Below are 17159 nucleotides of genomic sequence, written 5' to 3'. Positions count from 1 at the left end.
CAACGCGCGACCTACCTGACGTCGTGGTTGCACGAGTACAACTGGCATCGCCCGCATGCCAGCCTGAGTTATTTGCCACCGATTAGCCGAATAGCATCCGTGAACAACGTGGTGGGTTTACACAGCTAGCTCCCACAGTTGACCGAGTTGACCCATAAAAAAACCCGCCGATGATCACTCATCGGCGGGTTTTTTATTGCGGCTAACGCTTAGATCGCGCCGCGCTTGCGCAGCAGATCCAACACTTGCTTGACGCTTTCTTCCAGCGACAACGACTGGGTGTCGACCACAAGGTCGGCGTCCAGCGGCACGTCGTACGGGAAGGAATCGCCCGGGATGTTATCCCCGGCCGCCGCGTACAGGCCTTGTGGATCACGCTCTGCACAGACTGTCGGCGAGGCCTGGACGTACACCGTCAGCAGACGCTCCTTGCCGATCAAGTCCTTGGCCTGCTCACGCCCTTCAGCACTCGGCGCAACAAACGCAGCCAGCGTCAACAGACCCGCTTCGTTGAACTGACGCGCAACGTGCGCGGCACGGCGCCAGTTCTCGGTACGCCCGGCGCGATCCTGTGGCAGACCTTTGTTCAGGTCGTGACGCAGGTTCTGGCCATCGAGTACAAACACCGCACGGCCCATGTCGAACAGCTTGCGTTCAACCGCATACGCCAGGGTGCTTTTGCCCGCGCCCGACAAGCCGCTGAACAACACGGTGGCCGGTTGTTGTCCGAAACGCTGCGCGCGTTCCTCGGTGGCAACGTGGGCCAGTTTGCCGTGGTGCGTGCTGCTGCCATGCGCCAACGGCTGAGCGATGATCATGCCGGCGGCGACGGTGCCGTTGGTCAAACGATCGATGACGATGAACGAACCGGTGGTGCGGTTGCTGGCGTACCCGTCCAGCGCGATCGCCGCGTCAAGGCTGACCTTGACCCGACCGATCTCGTTCAGGTTCAACGAACTGGCCGGACCTTCTTCCAGGGTGTTCACGTCAACGCGGTTGACGATGCTGGTGATCGAGCCCGGCACGTAACTCGTGGCGCGCTTGATGTCGTATTTCTTGCCCGGCAGCATCGGTTCTTCGGCCATCCACACCAGCATGGCGTCGAACGCGTCGGTCACTTGCGGCAGGTTGTCGGCGTGCACCAGCAAATCGCCGCGAGAGATGTCGATCTCGTCTTCCATGGTCAGCGTCACCGCTTGACCGGGACCGGCGTGTTCCAGCTCACCTTCAAAGGTGACGATGGATTTCACGCGGCTGCTCTTGCCCGACGGCAGCACAACGACTTCGTCGCCCTTGTGCACGACACCGCTGGCCAGGGTGCCGGCGAAACCACGGAAGTTCAGGTTCGGACGGTTGACGTACTGCACCGGGAAACGCAGGTCGGTGTAGTTGCGGTCGTTGGCGATCTCGACGGTCTCGAGAATTTCCATCAGCGACTGGCCGGTGTACCACGGCGAGCGCTCGGACTTGTTCACCACGTTGTCGCCCTTGAGAGCGGACATCGGCACGAACGCCATGGTGGTCGGCTTGAACGCGATGCCTTCGGCGAACTTCAGGTAATCGGCCTTGATCGACTCGAACACGGTCTCATCGAAACCATTGAGGTCCATCTTGTTGATCGCGACCACGATGTGCTTGATGCCGAGCAACGAGGCGATGAAGCTGTGGCGGCGGGTCTGGGTCTGCACACCGTAGCGGGCGTCGACCAGGATGATCGCCAGGTCACAGGTGGACGCACCGGTGGCCATGTTGCGGGTGTACTGCTCATGGCCAGGGGTGTCGGCGATGATGAATTTGCGCTTGGCGGTAGAGAAATAGCGGTAGGCGACATCGATGGTGATGCCCTGCTCACGCTCGGCCTGCAAGCCGTCGACCAGCAACGCCAGGTCGATGTCTTCGCCGGTGGTGCCGACTTTTTTCGAGTCGCGGGTAATGGCTTCCAGGTGATCTTCGTAGATCATCTTGGAGTCGTGCAGCAGGCGCCCGATCAGGGTGCTCTTGCCGTCGTCGACGTTGCCACAAGTCAGAAAGCGCAGCATTTCCTTGCGTTCGTGCTGGCCCAGGTAGGCGAGGATGTCCTCGCTGATCAAATCAGATGCGTGCGACATGACAACCCCTTAGAAATAACCCTGACGTTTCTTTTCTTCCATCGAGCCTGCGCCATCGTGGTCGATGACCCGGCCCTGGCGTTCGGAAGTTCGCGTCAGGAGCATTTCCTGAATGATGTCGGTCAGGCTGGTGGCCTCGGACTCGACCGCACCGGTCAGCGGGTAGTCGCCGAGCGTACGGAAACGGACCTTTTTCTTGACGATGCGCGCCTTGTCTTCATCGCTCAAGTGATTGAGCAGACGTTCGTCGTCGATCATGATCCAGGTGCCATTCATCTCGATGACGTCGCGCTCGGCGGCGAAATACAGCGGCACGATCGGGATGCCTTCGAGGTAGATGTACTGCCAGATGTCCAGTTCGGTCCAGTTCGACAACGGGAACACACGAATGGATTCGCCCTTGTTGACGTTGCCGTTGTAGACGTTCCACAACTCAGGGCGCTGGTTTTTCGGGTCCCAGCGGTGCTTGGTGTCGCGGAATGAATACACGCGCTCTTTGGCACGGGACTTCTCTTCGTCGCGGCGAGCGCCACCGAAAGCGGCGTCGAAACCGTACTTGTCGAGGGCTTGTTTCAGGCCTTCGGTCTTCATGATGTCGGTGTGCTTGGCACTGCCGTGGGTCAGCGGGTTGATGCCTTGCGCGACGCCATCGGGGTTCACGTGCACGATCAGGTCCAGGCCGAGGTCTTCGACCATGCGGTCGCGGAACGCGTACATTTCCTTGAACTTCCACCGGGTGTCGACGTGCATCACCGGGAACGGCAGTTTGCCCGGGAAGAATGCCTTGCGCGCAAGGTGCAGCATCACGGCGGAGTCTTTACCGACGGAGTACAGCATCACCGGGTTATCGAACTCGGCGGCGACCTCGCGGATGATGTGGATGCTTTCGGCCTCCAGCTGTTTCAGATGCGTCAGTTTGTCGACCATGGCTACTCACGAAAACGATCTTATGGACGGCCAGCGGGCCGTGTTCGAGCGGGGAATCCTAGCACAGCGACCTCTTCTAATCAGGACGCTGGCTAGATCGAAAGGGTATATGAATATACCTGCCTGTTCGGGCGCCGAGGACCATTGTGGGAGCGAGCCTGCTCGCGATTGCGGTGTATCGGTCACATCGATGTCGCATGTGATGCAGCCATCGCAGGCAAGCCGGACTCGCTCCCACAGTGGATGGGCGGTGATTTCAGATTGGATTCGGGCAATCGATGAAGATGTGCTCAACGGCAAATCGTCGCGCCAGGTAATCACCCAACGCCTGAACGCCGTAGCGCTCGGTGGCGTGGTGACCGGCGGCGATGAAGCTGATGTCGTTTTCCCGGGCGCTGTGGAAGGTTTGCTCGGAGGCCTCGCCGCTGAGGTAAAGATCGACGCCGGCCAGCACCGCCTGGTCGATGTAACCCTGACCGCCACCGGTGCACCAGCCAACGCGGCGAATCATCTCGCTGCCTTCAATCAGCAGCGGTTCGCGACCCATGACTTCCTGCACACGACGGGCGAAATCCCGCGGCGTCATCGGTTCGCTCAACGAGCCGACCAGGCCGACCACCTTGAGGTTGTCCGGGTCCAGCGGGCCTTCGACCGTGATGTCGAGCTGTCGCGCCAGCTGCACGTTGTTGCCGACGTCCGGGTGCAGGTCCAGCGGCAAGTGATAGGACAGCAGGCTGATGTCGTGCTTGAGCAGGGTTTTCAACCGACGCTGCTTCATGCCGGTGATGCACGGGTTCTCGCCCTTCCAGAAATAGCCATGATGCACCAGCACCAGATCGGCCTGCGCTTCGACGGCGGCGTCCAGCAACGCCTGGCTGGCAGTGACGCCACTGACGATGCGCATCACCTGTGGCCGGCCTTCGACCTGCAAGCCGTTGGGGCAGTAATCGGCAATCCGGGCACTGTTAAGGTAACGGTCGGCTTCTTCGACCAGGGTGCTCAAGGCGACGGCCATAAAAGACTCCTAAATATCCCGTTCAGAGGCGAGCTGCGCCTCGTATAATGCGCGACATTATGGGCGGTCTCATACCGCCTGCAACCTCTCAGGACGTGCTTAATGCTCAAGGCGCTGCGTTTTTCCGGCTGGCCGTTGTTGGCCGGCGTGCTTATCGCTCTGTTGATCATCCAGCGTTACCCGCAGTGGGTCGGGCTTCCGAGCCTCGACGTCAACCTGCAGCAAGCCCCGCAAACCACCACGATGCAGCAAGGTCCGGTGTCCTATGCCGACGCGGTCACCACCGCCGCGCCGTCGGTGGTGAACCTGTACACCACCAAAGTCATCAACAAACCGAACCATCCGCTGTTCGAAGATCCGCAGTTCCGCCGTTTCTTCGGCGACAACTCGCCCAAGCAGAAGCGCATGGAGTCGAGCCTCGGTTCGGGCGTGATCATGAGCCCGGAAGGTTATTTGTTGACCAACAACCACGTCACCAGCGGTGCCGACCAGATTGTGGTCGCGCTCAAGGATGGTCGTGAAACCCTGGCCCGCGTCATCGGCAGCGACCCGGAAACCGACCTCGCGGTCCTGAAGATCGACTTGAAGAATCTTCCGTCGATCACCGTCGGCCGCTCCGACAACATCCGCATCGGCGACGTCGCCCTGGCCATCGGCAACCCGTTCGGCGTCGGCCAGACCGTAACCATGGGCATCATCAGCGCCACCGGGCGTAACCAGTTGGGCCTGAACAACTACGAAGATTTCATTCAGACCGACGCCGCGATCAACCCCGGCAACTCCGGCGGTGCACTGGTGGACGCCAATGGCAACCTGACCGGCATCAATACGGCGATCTTCTCCAAATCCGGCGGCTCGCAAGGCATCGGTTTTGCGATCCCGGTGAAACTGGCGATGGAAGTGATGAAGTCGATCATCGAACACGGTCAGGTGATTCGCGGTTGGCTGGGTATCGAAGTGCAACCGTTGTCGCAGGAACTGGCGGAGTCGTTTGGCCTGTCGGGACGCCCGGGTATTGTGGTTGCGGGGATTTTCCGTGACGGTCCGGCGCAGAAAGCGGGCCTGCAACTCGGTGACGTGATTCTCAGCATCGACGGCGAACCGGCCGGCGATGGTCGTCGTTCGATGAACCAGGTGGCGCGTATCAAACCGACCGACAAGGTCACGATTCAGGTGATGCGTAACGGCAAAGAGCTGAAGCTCACCGCTGAAATCGGCCTGCGCCCGCCACCGGCGCCGGTCAAAGAGAAAGAAGAAAACTGACATCCGCCCGAGAATCTCGGGCTAATGGAAGACATTCTCATTAGGCATGTTATATTGTTTCAATTACTCAATTGGAACAACATAACATGTCGTCTCGAACAATGGCTTCCGTGGCAAGTCTTGCCCTTGGCCTGCTGGGAGATCCGGTCTTCGCCGAAGAGCCCGGCACTCTCGAACTGGACGCCATCAGCGTCACCTCCGACTATGAATCGCCTACCGGCCCGGTCCAGGGCTACCGCGCTACGCGATCCTCCAGCGCGACCAAAACCGACACCGCAATCCGCGATATCCCGCAATCCATCAGCGTCATTCCCGTCAGTGTGCTCAACGACCTGGGCAGCAACAGCGTCGAGCGCGCCCTGGATTTTGCCGGCGGCGTCTCGAAGCAGAACAACTTCGGCGGCCTGACGCTTTACGAATACAGCGTGCGCGGCTTCACCACATCGGAGTTCTACAAGGACGGCTTCAGCGCCAACCGTGGCTATCCGAGCACACCGGACGCGGCCAACATCGAGCGCATTGAAGTACTCAAGGGCCCCGCTGCCAGTCTCTATGGACGCGGCGATCCTGGCGGCACGGTGAACATCGTCACCAAAAAACCGCAGCCCGAAGCCTTCACTACCCTGCAAACCAGCGCCGGCAGTTGGGACCGCTATCGCACCGCCCTCGACGTCAATACACCGCTGGACAACGACGCTAACGTGCTGTCCCGGATCAATCTGGCGGTCGAAGACAACCACAGCTTCCGTGACCATATCGACAGCCAGCGCGTGTTCGTCGCGCCCTCCTTCAGCTGGCAATTGAACCCGGACACCAGCCTTCTGGTGGAGAGCGAATTCGTGCGTCACAGCTCTACGTTCGATCGCGGCATCGTCGCGCCGAACAATAAATGGAGTGGCGTTTCTCGTTCGACCTTTCTTGGCGAACCCAATGACGGCAACATCGACAACCACAACAACCTGCTGCAGGCCACGCTCGAACATCATCTCAATGACCGTTGGAAACTGCGCCTGGCCAGCCATTACAAGGAAGGCAAACTCTGGGGCTACGCCTCCGAAAACCGCCCGTTGAATGCCGACGGCCACACCGTCAACCGACGCTACCGCGAGCGCGATACCAATTGGCACGACAGCATCACCCAACTTGAATTGCGTGGTCTGTTCGACCTCGGCAGCTGGCAGCACGAACTGCTGATTGGCACCGAGTACGAAAACTTCCGCAAGAACGAACGGGTCACGACCATTGCCGGCGGCCCCTACGCCATCGACATTTATCAGCCCATCTACGGTCAGCCGAAACCCAACGGCGCGCGCTCCGGCACGGACCTTTTTGAACACGTCGAAAGCCGGGCGCTGAACCTGCAGGATCAGATTGTCTTCACCGACAAACTGCGCGGCATGCTCGGTGCTCGTTTCGAACACTTTGAGCAACGCATCGACGATCACAGCCGCGGCGCCACCAGCCGCCAGAGCCACGATGCGTTGACCCAGCGAGCCGGCCTGCTTTATCAACTGACACCCGAAGTCGGGCTGTTCGCCAACGCCTCCACCTCGTTCAAACCGAACAACGGCCTGGACGCCGGTGGCAAATCCTTCGACCCGGAAGAAGGTGTCGGTTACGAAGTCGGGATCAAGAGCGAACTGTTCGACGACCGCTTGAGCACCACCCTCGCCGCCTTCCATATCGAAAAGGAAAACGTCCTCGCACTCGACCCGGCCACCGACACCAGCCGCGCCATGGGCAAGGCCCGCAGCCAGGGATTCGACCTGCAAGTCACCGGGCAATTGACCGACGCCGTGCGGGTGATCGGAGCCTTCGCTTACATCGACGCCGAGGTCACTCAAGGCGACAAGGTGATTCCTACCGGCAGCCGCATCCTCGGCGTCGCCAAGCACAGCGGCAGTCTGCTGGGCGTTTATGAATTTCAGGATGGCCGTTTACGAGGCTCGGACGTCGGCGCGGCGTTCACTTACGTCGGCGATCGCTCGGGCGAATCCGGTAGCGATTTCGAGCTACCGGCTTACCACACCATCGACCTGTTGGCCCATTACAAGGCCAGCGAAAACGTCACTGTCGGCCTGAACCTGAACAACCTGTTCGACGAGAAATACTACGAGCGCTCGTACAGCAATTACTGGGTCAACCCCGGCGAGCCGCGCAATTTCACCGTCAGCCTCACCCTCAATCTGTAAAAGGAAGTGCCCATGCAACACCTCAAACCTCTCGCACTGCTCGGCCTGCTATTTGCCACCCAAGTCTCGGCCCATGGCCTCTGGACCGAACAGCGTCGCGGCAACATCGAAGTGATTTACGGCCATGGTGCCGAAGACAACGCCTTCAAGGCGCAGAAAATCAGCGGTGCCTGGGCCTATGACGCCAACGGCAAAATGATCCCGGTGACCGTGCAACGCTTGGCCGATCACGCCCGTCTGCAACCGCTGAAGCCTCCCGCCGTGATGGCGGTGGCGCTGGACAACGGCATGTGGTCGCAGACCGCGGATAAAAAATGGATCAACGAAGGACGCAGCAAAGTGCCGGGGGCGATCGAGTCGACGCAGACGTTCAAATACAGCCTGGCGATTTATCAGCCAGGAGCGAAGTTGCCGAAGCTTGATCAGATGAAACTGCTGATTCTGCCGGAGGTCGATCCGCTGACGGTCGGGCCGGGCAAGTTGCTGCCCGTACGAGTGCTACTCGATGGGAAACCGGCGGCGGGGGTGAAGTTGATTGGCGACTATCGAAGTGCACCGAACACGTTGAGCACCGAGACGGATAAGGACGGCCGCGCGCAGGTGGTAGTGCGAAATGAGGGGTTGAATGTGATTTCGGCGCAAATGGAGATTGTGCTGAAGGACAATCCGGATGTGGCGACGCGCGGGGTGTTTAGTTCGTTGACGTTCCTGGGCGAACCGCATCACGAATGATGAATGAGCTATTTCCAAAAGTTCTAATCAACTGTCATTTCTGACAGTAGTCCCCCAATAGGAACGAGATTAACTTTGCCAGGACAGAGTTTCCAGCACGGCCACTCTGCTAAAAGCAGTTAACTCATTGAGAGATCCAACATGAATCCAGAAAAACAGGAAAACTTACAACAAGTCGGCGAATTCGTCGTAAACATTCAAGGCAACCCGACCTCAGTGACGTTCACCGATGTTCAGCGCCATCCTTTTCCTGAGGACAACGGAGGTTATTTAAGAGGCATTCGGGGTAATGAAGCAGGTATCTGGATCGGGTACGCAAAGGAAGCTCAACCACAAACAACAGAAACCTATCATTACCCGGCTGACTTCCAAAACAAACCATACGTTACGTGGGTTTTCGATAATGCAGGGGAGCGCCATTACGTAGAAACAGGGAAAGTTACAGTTAGTTTCTCACGCAATCTAGAGGCCACGGGTTCATTTGAACTCATCGATAAGAACGGTAAAAATTACACTGGAACATTCGCTATTCGTTGGCAAAAATGATCTGTCACATCACATGATGATATTTGTGGGAGCGTGTGAAGGGCAAGCCACGCTCCCACAAAATGGTGTTGATTTAAAGGTCGCCGAGGCCGTCGATCAGTGCCTGATTCTGTTCAGGTGTACCGATGGAGATCCGCAAGAACTGTGCAATTCGCTCCTGCTTGAAGTGCCGGACGATCACACCTTGCTCGCGCAACTTCGCCGCCAGCCCGGCCGCATCGTGCTTCGGATGCCGCGCGAAAATGAAGTTAGCCGCTGACGGCAGCACTTCAAAGCCCTTCCCTTCCAGTTGCGCAACGACCCACTCGCGATGCTCGATGACCAACCGGCAGGTCTTGTCGAAGTACTCGCGATCCTCGAACGCCGCCGCAGCTCCGACATTCGCCAGGCGATCCAGCGGATAGGAGTTGAAGCTGTTCTTGATCCGCTCCAGCGCCTCGATCAAATCCGGATGCCCCACCGCCAGACCGACCCGCAGGCCAGCCAGCGAGCGAGACTTGGACAGGGTCTGAGTCACCAGCAGGTTTGGATAACGGTCCACCAAGGTGATCGCCGTCTCGCCGCCAAAGTCGATGTAAGCCTCATCAACCACCACGACCGAATCCGGGCTGGCTTTGAGGATTTGCTCCACAGCGTCCAGCGCCAACAGGCAACCGGTCGGCGCGTTCGGGTTCGGGAAGATGATCCCGCCGTTCGGTTTGGCGTAGTCCGCCGGGTTGATCTGGAATTGTTCGTCCAGCGGCACCGCGTCGAACTGGATGCCATACAACCCGCAGTAGACCGGATAGAAGCTGTAGCTGATGTCAGGGAACAGCACCGCTTTGTCGTGTTGCAGCAAGCCGTGGAAGATGTGCGCCAGTACTTCGTCCGAACCGTTGCCGAGGAACACCTGATTGGCTTGCACGCCGTAATACGTCGCCACGGCGTTTTTCAGCAGATCGCTATTAGGGTCCGGGTAAAGGCGCAAGTTGTCGTTCAGTTCGGTTTGCATCGCCGCCAAGGCTTTTGGCGATGGGCCGTACGGGTTTTCGTTGGTGTTGAGCTTTACCAGTTTCGCCAGTTTCGGCTGCTCACCCGGCACGTAAGGCACCAGATCCTTGACGAACGAGCTCCAGAATTTACTCATCTTCAGTTCCCCTTTTGCTCGTCAACGATGCGGTATTCGGCGCTGCGGGCGTGGGCGGTCAACGACTCGCCACGGGCCAGCACGGAAGCGGTTTTGCCCAGTTCGGACGCACCCTGCTCGGAGCAGAAGATGATCGATGAGCGTTTCTGGAAGTCGTACACACCCAGCGGTGAGGAAAAGCGCGCAGTGCCAGACGTCGGCAAAACGTGGTTCGGACCTGCGCAGTAATCGCCCAGGGCTTCGGAGGTGTGGCGCCCCATGAAGATCGCACCCGCGTGACGGATCAGCGGCAGCCAGGCTTGCGGATCGGCGACCGACAACTCCAGGTGCTCCGGCGCAATGCGGTTGGCCACTTCGATGGCTTGCTCCATGTCGCGAACCTTGATCAGCGCGCCACGGCCGTTGATCGAGGTTTCGATGATCTCGGCGCGTTCCATGGTCGGCAGCAGTTTAGCGATGCTGGCGGCGACCTTGTCGAGGAACTCGGCGTCCGGGCTGACCAGAATCGCCTGGGCGTCTTCGTCGTGCTCGGCCTGGGAGAACAGGTCCATGGCGATCCAGTCCGGATCGGTGTGGCCATCGCAGACCACGAGGATTTCCGACGGACCGGCGATCATGTCGATGCCAACCTGGCCGAATACGTGGCGCTTGGCGGTGGCGACATAGATGTTGCCCGGGCCGACCACTTTATCGACTTTCGGCACGCTTTCGGTGCCGTAGGCCAGGGCGGCCACCGCTTGGGCGCCGCCAATGGTGAAGACGCGGTCGACGCCGGCGATGCAGGCTGCGGCCAGCACCAATTCGTTGATTTCACCGCGCGGAGTCGGCACCACCATGACCACTTCGGTCACACCGGCGACCTTGGCCGGAATCGCGTTCATCAGTACGGAGGACGGGTACGACGCCTTGCCGCCTGGCACGTACAGGCCGGCGCGGTCCAGCGGCGTGACCTTCTGGCCGAGCACCGTACCGTCGGCTTCGGTGTAGCTCCAGGAATCCTGCTTCTGTTTTTCGTGGTAGCTGCGCACGCGGGACGCAGCTTTTTCCAAGGCTTCGCGCTGGGGCACGGTGATCCGGGTCAGGGCCAGTTCCAGGCGTTCGCGCGGCAGGATCAGGTCCGCCATGGACGCAACGTCGAGGCCGTCGAACTGCCGGGTGAAGTCCACCAGCGCCGCATCGCCACGCTCGCGCACGGCTTTGATGATGTCCAGCACGCGCTGATTGACCGAGTCGTCAGACACACTTTCCCAGCTCAGCAGATGATCCAGATGATGCGCGAAATCCGGGTCAGCAGCGTTGAGTCGGCGAATTGCAGTCGGTGCGGTCATAGCGAGAGCCTCATAGGAATGGCAAAAAACTCAGGCGCCCGAAGCTAACATTCGATCCGCTTGGGCACCTGAGAATTCTGGCTATGAGGCGGATAGACGGCGCGACTTAACGTCGCGCAGGTGAATCAGCCGCGGTGTCGAGACTCCACTGCCTTGCGCAGGGTGTCGATCAACGCCTGGATACGGGCGTGCTGCATTTTCATCGAAGCTTTGTTGACGATCAGCCGGGAGCTGATGTCGGCAATGAAATCCTGGGGCTCCAGGCCATTGGCACGCAAGGTGTTACCGGTGTCGACCACGTCGATGATCTTGTCTGCCAGACCGATCAGCGGCGCCAGTTCCATCGAGCCGTAAAGCTTGATGATGTCGACCTGACGGCCCTGCTCGGCGTAGTAACGCTTGGCGACGTTGACGAACTTGGTCGCAACGCGCAGGCGGCCCTTGGGCTCGACATCGCCGACACGGCCGGCGGTCATCAGCTTGCACAAGGCAATTCGCAGGTCCAGAGGCTCGTACAAACCCTGGCCGCCATATTCCATCAGCACATCTTTACCGGCGACGCCCAGGTCCGCGGCACCATGCTCGACATAAGTCGGCACATCGGTGGCGCGCACGATCAACAGACGCACGTCGGCCTGAGTCGTGGGGATGATCAGCTTGCGGCTCTTGTCCGGATTCTCGGTCGGCACGATGCCCGCTTCAGCCAGAAGCGGCAGGGTGTCGTCAAGGATGCGGCCCTTGGACAGTGCGATGGTCAACATGGGAAACGTCAGTCCTTATCAAGGTACGTGCCCGGTCACAATTGGCGCCAGACACAGATCGAGGCCATTACAGCCTCGATTTGAAACAAATCAGTAACAGCAGACACCCTACTGTGACGAGGGAGCTTGCTCCCGCTGGACTGCGTAGCAGTCCCATTTTTCGGGCCGCTTCGCGCCCAACGGGAGCAAGCTCCCTCGCCACAATGACAGTGTTCGCAGCCCCGGGGAACTAGCCCGGAACGCGGCGGATCTTGGCGCCGAGCATCTGCAGTTTCTCTTCGATGCACTCGTAACCACGGTCGATGTGGTAGATGCGGTCGATCAGAGTGTCGCCTTCCGCGATCAGTGCCGAGATCACCAGGCTGGCCGAAGCACGCAGGTCGGTGGCCATTACTGGCGCGCCTTTGAGCTTTTCGGTGCCGGTGACGATGGCCGTGTTGCCTTCGACCTGGATCTTGGCGCCCATGCGGTGCAGTTCGTAAACGTGCATGAAGCGGTTTTCGAAAATCGTCTCGATCACGGCACCGGTGCCTTCGGCAATGGCGTTGAGGGAGATGAACTGCGCCTGCATGTCAGTCGGGAATGCCGGGTAAGGAGCGGTCCGCACGTTGACGGCTTTTGGCCGCTTGCCGTGCATGTTCAGCTCGATCCAGTCTTCGCCGCAGGTGATTTCCGCGCCCGATTCCTTGAGTTTCTCAAGGACGGCTTCGAGGATGGTCGGATCAGTGTCCTTGACCTTCACACGGCCGCCGGTCACGGCTGCCGCCACCAGGTAGGTGCCGGTTTCGATACGGTCAGGCATCACTTTGTAAGTGGTCGGGTGCAGACGCTCAACGCCATCGATGGTGATGGTGTCGGTGCCGGCGCCAGTGATCTTGGCACCCATGGCGATCAGGAAGTTCGCCAGGTCGATGACTTCAGGTTCGCGAGCGGCGTTCTGCAACACGCTGCGGCCCTTGGCCAGAGCGGCGGCCATCATGATGTTCTCGGTACCGGTTACGCTGACGGTATCGAAGAAGAAGTGCGCACCGCGCAGGCCGCCTTCTGGCGCCTTGGCCTTGATGTAGCCGCCTTCGACGTCGATGACCGCGCCCATGGCTTCGAGACCACGGATGTGCAGGTCAACCGGACGCGAACCGATGGCGCAACCGCCAGGCAGTGCAACTTCGGCTTCACCGAATCGGGCAACCATCGGGCCCAGCACCAGGATCGACGCACGCATGGTTTTCACCAGTTCGTACGGTGCGATCAGGGTCTTGATGGTACGCGGATCGATTTCAACGCTGAGCTTCTCGTCGATCACCGGCTCGATGCCCATGCGACCGAACAGCTCGATCATCGTGGTGATGTCGTGCAGGTGCGGCAGGTTGGCAACGGTTACCGGGCCATCGCACAGCAGGGTTGCAGCCAGGATCGGCAGGGCAGAGTTCTTTGCCCCGGAGATACGGATTTCGCCATCAAGACGAACGCCGCCAGTAATAATCAATTTATCCATAAGAATCTCGACGCCCTTGGGCTCAGGTGCGCTCGGCCCAGGCCGCGCTGCTGAAAAATTTCATAGTGACCGCATGGATGCTGCCATCGGTGATCCATGGGTTCAAATGGGCATAGATCTGCTGCTGACGCTTCACCGGGCTCAACGCCGCCAGTTCATCGCTAATCACGTTCAGCTGGAAATTGCAGCCTTCGCCCTCAACTTCTACCAACGTTCCGGGCAGCTTTCCTTCAAGGAAGCTCTTCACTTCTACGGCCTGCATGCTCAACCTCAATCGGCGCCCTGTGCGCGCGGGTCGGACATCATACAAAAAAGCCCCGCGCCTGCGAACCCCGCGATGCAGGACTCTGACGGGGGGCTTCTTTATAGATGCTGGTTAGGGATGCGCCAACAGCTCGGTCAATTCGCTGACCTGAGCGATTTCGCGCATGTCTTCTGGCATCCCGCGAATGCTCAGCGCCTTGCCGGCCGCCTGTGCATCGCGCATGAAGCACAGCAGCAGGGACAAGCCTACGCTGCTGGACTTCAACACTGCCGAACAATCGACCACCACTTCGGCAGCCGTGCTGGAGTTGATCAACGCCTGCCCCTGCTTGCGCAAGCCGGGGCCGGTGCGGTAATCCAGCATGCCACTGAGTCGCAGCTCGCCGGTTTCGCTCATGCGAATGGCCGACACACTCATTGGGCTTGCTTCTCTGGAGCTTGAGTCTTACTGGCTTCCTTGGCCTTGGCGACTTCCCCGGCCCAACCGTTGATGGTCTTGTCCAGGTCATTGCCATTGCGCTGCATCGCATCTGCGAACTGATCGCGGAACAGCTTGCCGATGTTGATGCCGTTGATGATCACGTTGCGCAGCTTCCACTCGCCATTGATCTTCTCGAGCGTGTACGACACAGGATAGATCGAGCCGTTGGTGCCTTTGACTGTCATGGCAACGCTGGTACGGTCTCCGGACTCATCCTTGGCAGGATCGACGGTGATGCCCTGGTTGTTGTACTCGAGCAAGGCATTGCCATAGAACTGGAACAGGCCCTTTTTGAAGTTTTCTTCAAAGGTCTTCATCTGCGCCGGCGTGGCTTTGCGTGAGTATTTGACCGTCATGATGCTTTTGGAAATGCCCTCGGCATCCACGACCGGTCCGACAATGGTGTTCAGCGCCGTGTAGAAGTCTTGCGGGTCCTGCTTGTACTTCTCTTTGTTCGCCGCCAGATCGGCGAGCAGCCGATCAGTGGTGTCTTTCACGATATCGTGCGCTGAAGGCGCCGCCACGGCGTTAGCCATCAGCGGCAGGGCCGCGAGTAATACCAACAGGCCACGTCGCAAGGTAGAGATCATTCAAAAGCTCCTCATTTGGCGTCTTTGCTAACGGTATTGAGCAGAAATTTACCGATCAGGTCCTCGAGCACCAGCGACGACTGGGTGTCGTGAATGGTTCCACCATCCTTGAGCAAGCCTTCTTCGCCGCCCACGCTGATACCGATGTACTTCTCGCCCAACAGGCCAGCAGTCAGGATAGATGCAGTGGAGTCATTCGGCAGGTTATCTACGCGCTTCTCCAGCTGCATGGTCACTCGACCGGTGAAACTGTCGCGGTCCAGATCGATCGCAGTGACCTTGCCGATGGTCACACCGGCCATGGTCACTTTAGCTCTGACCGTCAAACCGGCGATATTGTCGAAATAGGCATAAAGTTTATAAGTATCGGTGGTGGCACTCGGGGACAGGCCACTGACCCGCAACGCTAGCAACAGCAAAGCCAGGATGCCAGCCAGCAAGAAAAGGCCGACACCGATTTCCAGGGTGCGGTTTTGCATCAGAAATCTCCAAACATCAAGGCGGTCAGAATAAAGTCCAGGCCGAGTACAGCCAAAGAGGCATACACCACGGTCTTGGTAGTGGCACGACTGATCCCCTCGGAAGTGGGCTCGCAGTCATAGCCTTGGAATACGGCGATCCAGGTCACGACGAAGGCGAAGACGATGCTTTTGATGATGCCGTTGAGCACATCGTCAGTGAACGTCACGCTGTTCTGCATGTTGGACCAGTAGGAACCTTCATAGACACCCAGCCAGTCGACGGCCACCCATGAACCGCCCCAGATGCCCACCACGCTGAAAATCATCGCCAGCACCGGCAGGGAAATGAAGCCGGCCCACAGGCGTGGGGCAATGATGTACTTGAGCGGGTCGACACCAATCATTTCCAGACTGGACAACTGTTCGGTGGACTTCATATTGCCGATTTCGGCGGTCAGCGCCGAACCCGCGCGCCCGGCAAACAGCAATGCCGTGACCACCGGGCCGAGTTCACGCAACAGCGTCAGTGCAACCATCTGCCCGACTGCCTGCTCCGAACCGTAGCTGGACAGAATGTTGAAGCCTTGCAGCGCCAGCACCATGCCGATGAACACCCCGGAGACCACAATGATCACCAGGGACATCACGCCCACCGAATGCAGCTGCTTGATCAGCAGGCCAAACCCGCCGCCGATACCACCACGGCCGAGCAAGGCATGAAACAGGAAAATCGCCGAACGCCCGAATACCGCCAGCACATCGATGCCGCCGTGGCCGAATCGCCGCACGCGTTCTAATAGTGAAATCTTGCGCATCAACGCTTCCCCAGGAGATCTGCGCGGTAATCCGTCGCTGGAAAGTGGTATGCAACCGGACCGTCGGGCTCGCCGGTCATGAATTGACGAATCCGCGGTTCCTGCGAGTTCATCAGTTCCTCGGGAGTGCCCTGCCCCAGGACTTGCCCCTCGCCCACCACATAGATGTAGTCGGCAATGCTGGCGGTCTCGGCCAGATCATGGGAAACCACAATGCTGGTGATGCCCAGCGCATCGTTGAGCAAACGGATCAGGCGCACCAACACGCCCATGGCGATAGGGTCCTGGCCGACAAAGGGTTCGTCATACATGAGGATCTGCGGATCGAGGGCAATCGCCCGCGCCAGCGCGACACGGCGTTTCATGCCACCGGACAGTTCGTCGGGCATCAGGTCGATGGCGCCACGCAAACCCACGGCCTGCAATTTGAGCAGGACGATGTCACGGATCATTTCTTCCGGCAGCTCGGTATGAACGCGCAGGGGAAAGGCGACGTTCTCGAAGACATCGAGGTCGGTAAACAGCGCGCCGCTCTGGAAGAGCACGCCCATGTGCTTGCGCGCATCGAAAAGATCGCTGCGCGACAGCTTTGGCAGGTTCTGGCCGTTGACCCAGACTTCGCCCTTGGTAGGACGCAACTGTGCGCCCATCAGACGCAACAGCGTGGTTTTGCCACACCCGGAAGGCCCCATGATGCCGGTGACCTTGCCGCGCGGGATACGGATATCGACGTTATTGAAAATGCTGCGCGCACCGCGCTTGAAGGACAGTCCCTTCAGCTCGACCGCGTAGGCGTTATCGGCACTCATCTAAACTCCTTGCGATGCAGCCTCACACTCGGACGCCTGGCTTTCTGACGAAAGCACATACCTCCCCGGGCAGGCCGAACTGGCGGCGAACTATATCACTGCAAAGGCCAAGCGCCCAAGGCCCAAGCCGGCCCATGTTCAGCAACATGACAGGCAAAAAGCCTTGTCCGGAGGGGATTAGGTAACAGGGAATGACAAAGCGTGACGAACTTGCGTGAGGGTTTTGATCATTACCGCTATAATCGC

General features: G+C 59.2%; 18 protein-coding genes. 5 read left to right on the top strand and 13 right to left on the bottom strand.

Translation table 11 applies throughout. From position 1 onward, the window contains the following. The coding region (locus tag ACRC4F_RS11860) for an integrase core domain-containing protein (protein ID WP_438657738.1) at positions 1 to 129 on the top strand (129 nt) is incomplete at its 5' end. An 80-nt stretch (positions 130 to 209) separates the two neighbouring features. On the opposite strand, the gene cysN is transcribed toward ACRC4F_RS11860, so the two are convergent. The 3 genes from cysN to ACRC4F_RS11845 all read right to left on the bottom strand — a co-directional run bounded on the left by cysN (position 210) and on the right by ACRC4F_RS11845 (position 4050). Further along, positions 210 to 2108 (bottom strand): sulfate adenylyltransferase subunit CysN, encoded by a 1899-nt coding sequence (gene cysN / locus ACRC4F_RS11855; protein WP_438659483.1) that lies wholly within the window; start codon positions 2106 to 2108, stop codon positions 210 to 212. A 9-nt stretch (positions 2109 to 2117) separates the two neighbouring features. Further along, entirely contained in the window at positions 2118 to 3035 is a 918-nt protein-coding gene (gene cysD / locus ACRC4F_RS11850; protein WP_109628002.1) for a sulfate adenylyltransferase subunit CysD, read from the bottom strand. A gap of 256 nt (positions 3036 to 3291) precedes the next feature. After that, positions 3292 to 4050, bottom strand: a complete 759-nt coding sequence (locus tag ACRC4F_RS11845; RefSeq protein ID WP_438659482.1) for a Nif3-like dinuclear metal center hexameric protein — start codon at positions 4048 to 4050, stop codon at positions 3292 to 3294. Between the two features lie 102 nt (positions 4051 to 4152). Between ACRC4F_RS11845 and algW the strand changes: the two genes are divergently transcribed. From algW to ACRC4F_RS11825, 4 genes are all read left to right on the top strand, one after another. After that, positions 4153 to 5313, top strand: coding sequence for a Do family serine endopeptidase AlgW (algW, locus tag ACRC4F_RS11840; RefSeq protein WP_438659481.1), 1161 nt, complete (start codon positions 4153 to 4155; stop codon positions 5311 to 5313). Between the two features lie 86 nt (positions 5314 to 5399). After that, a complete protein-coding gene (locus tag ACRC4F_RS11835) occupies positions 5400 to 7505 on the top strand; it encodes a TonB-dependent siderophore receptor (RefSeq protein ID WP_438659480.1) in 2106 nt (701 codons plus the stop codon). Positions 7506 to 7517: 12 nt separating this feature from the next. Continuing rightward, positions 7518 to 8237 (top strand): DUF4198 domain-containing protein, encoded by a 720-nt coding sequence (locus tag ACRC4F_RS11830; protein WP_438659479.1) that lies wholly within the window; start codon positions 7518 to 7520, stop codon positions 8235 to 8237. A gap of 141 nt (positions 8238 to 8378) precedes the next feature. Continuing rightward, positions 8379 to 8783: a hypothetical protein gene (locus ACRC4F_RS11825; RefSeq protein WP_438659478.1), complete on the top strand. Its 405-nt coding sequence runs from the start codon at positions 8379 to 8381 to the stop codon at positions 8781 to 8783. Positions 8784 to 8856: 73 nt separating this feature from the next. Here the strand turns inward: ACRC4F_RS11825 and hisC are convergent, their stop codons facing one another. The 10 genes from hisC to ACRC4F_RS11775 all read right to left on the bottom strand — a co-directional run bounded on the left by hisC (position 8857) and on the right by ACRC4F_RS11775 (position 16913). Continuing rightward, the gene (gene hisC, locus ACRC4F_RS11820) at positions 8857 to 9909 is read right to left on the bottom strand and encodes a histidinol-phosphate transaminase (protein WP_438659477.1); all 1053 of its coding nucleotides are present in this window, start codon (positions 9907 to 9909) and stop codon (positions 8857 to 8859) included. Between the two features lie 2 nt (positions 9910 to 9911). Next, entirely contained in the window at positions 9912 to 11237 is a 1326-nt protein-coding gene (gene hisD / locus ACRC4F_RS11815; protein WP_438659476.1) for a histidinol dehydrogenase, read from the bottom strand. Between the two features lie 125 nt (positions 11238 to 11362). Next, complete coding sequence (gene hisG / locus ACRC4F_RS11810; RefSeq protein WP_007901570.1) at positions 11363 to 11998, bottom strand: ATP phosphoribosyltransferase; 636 nt, start codon at positions 11996 to 11998, stop codon at positions 11363 to 11365. 229 nt (positions 11999 to 12227) lie between these two features. Next, positions 12228 to 13493 (bottom strand): UDP-N-acetylglucosamine 1-carboxyvinyltransferase, encoded by a 1266-nt coding sequence (gene murA / locus ACRC4F_RS11805; RefSeq protein WP_010463300.1) that lies wholly within the window; start codon positions 13491 to 13493, stop codon positions 12228 to 12230. A gap of 22 nt (positions 13494 to 13515) precedes the next feature. After that, complete coding sequence (locus ACRC4F_RS11800) at positions 13516 to 13755, bottom strand: BolA family protein (protein ID WP_007912386.1); 240 nt, start codon at positions 13753 to 13755, stop codon at positions 13516 to 13518. 114 nt (positions 13756 to 13869) lie between these two features. Then, the gene (locus tag ACRC4F_RS11795) at positions 13870 to 14175 is read right to left on the bottom strand and encodes an STAS domain-containing protein (protein WP_438659475.1); all 306 of its coding nucleotides are present in this window, start codon (positions 14173 to 14175) and stop codon (positions 13870 to 13872) included. Next, positions 14172 to 14828, bottom strand: coding sequence for an MlaC/ttg2D family ABC transporter substrate-binding protein (locus ACRC4F_RS11790; protein WP_438659474.1), 657 nt, complete (start codon positions 14826 to 14828; stop codon positions 14172 to 14174). The genes ACRC4F_RS11795 and ACRC4F_RS11790 overlap by 4 nt, the downstream gene beginning before the upstream one ends. 11 nt (positions 14829 to 14839) lie before the next feature. Next, entirely contained in the window at positions 14840 to 15307 is a 468-nt protein-coding gene (mlaD, locus tag ACRC4F_RS11785; protein WP_438659473.1) for an outer membrane lipid asymmetry maintenance protein MlaD, read from the bottom strand. Beyond that, the gene (gene mlaE, locus ACRC4F_RS11780; RefSeq protein ID WP_219095728.1) at positions 15307 to 16104 is read right to left on the bottom strand and encodes a lipid asymmetry maintenance ABC transporter permease subunit MlaE; all 798 of its coding nucleotides are present in this window, start codon (positions 16102 to 16104) and stop codon (positions 15307 to 15309) included. The genes mlaD and mlaE overlap by 1 nt, the downstream gene beginning before the upstream one ends. Next, positions 16104 to 16913, bottom strand: coding sequence for an ATP-binding cassette domain-containing protein (locus ACRC4F_RS11775; RefSeq protein WP_109627990.1), 810 nt, complete (start codon positions 16911 to 16913; stop codon positions 16104 to 16106). Before ACRC4F_RS11775 ends, mlaE begins: the two co-directional genes overlap by 1 nt. Between the last annotated feature and the right edge of the window lie 246 nt (positions 16914 to 17159).

This window comes from Pseudomonas sp. (assembly GCF_051660785.1).
In the GTDB taxonomy this organism is placed as follows: Bacteria; Pseudomonadota; Gammaproteobacteria; order Pseudomonadales; family Pseudomonadaceae; genus Aquipseudomonas.
This window is presented reverse-complemented; position numbering and strand designations above follow the sequence as displayed.